The organism is Paraflavitalea pollutisoli (genome assembly GCF_029360705.1).
Lineage (GTDB): Bacteria > Bacteroidota > Bacteroidia > Chitinophagales > Chitinophagaceae > Paraflavitalea > Paraflavitalea pollutisoli.
In genome coordinates this window covers 1-774 of record NZ_JARKMX010000012.1, presented here as the reverse complement: position 1 = coordinate 774, position 774 = coordinate 1, and the positions used below count along the sequence as shown (strand labels likewise).

Sequence of the window (774 nt, the reverse complement as noted above, 5' to 3'; positions counted from 1 at the left end):
TGCAGTGAACCCCAAAAGTTGGACACAGTTAAAAAATTAAGTATTACAGTGATGAGCTCGATATTTTATCGGGCTCATTCCTTTTAGATTGAGTTTGATTCTGTCATTGTTATAGTATTTAATATAGTGTTTTATATCTTTTTTAAGTTCACTGATTTGCTTGTATTTATTGAGGTAGAACAGTTCTGATTTTATAATTCCAAAGAAATTTTCAATTATGGCATTATCCAGGCAGTTACCCTTCCTGGACATACTCTGATTAATACCTTCTTTCTTCAGCATTTGTTGATAATCTTTCATTTGATATTGCCATCCCTGATCAGAGTGTAAGATTAATCTTTTATTCCTATCGGCCTTTTTGAACGCATCCTTTAACATGAGAGATACCTGTTCAAAATTAGGAGACTCTGACAAATTGTAACTGATGATTTCTCCGTTAAATAGCTCTATGATTGGAGATAAATACAGCTTTTTATCCCCTACTTTGAATTCTGTAATGTCGGTTGCCCATTTCTGGCAAGGGCCTGTTGCGGTAAAATCCCTATTTAAGAGATTGGGAGCAATCTTGCCCACGTCACCCTTAAAGGAATTGTATCGTTTTCTTCTGATCAAAGATTTTAGCCCCAGTGCCCTCATCAACTTTGAGACTGTTTTATGATTGATAGCACAGCCCTTATTCTTCATTTCCAATGTAATTCTTCTATAGCCATACCTGCCCTTGTGATGGTGATATATCTTCTTTATTTGATCCTGCGCAGTATCGTACTTCCTTAA

The 774-nt window shown here is 35.7% G+C and carries 1 protein-coding gene; it reads right to left on the bottom strand.

Features of this window, described 5'->3' with window-relative positions:
* Positions 1-36: 36 nt before the first annotated feature.
* Positions 37-774: IS3 family transposase (locus tag P2W70_RS30565; protein ID WP_276485403.1), on the bottom strand; the 738-nt coding region annotated here is incomplete at its 5' end.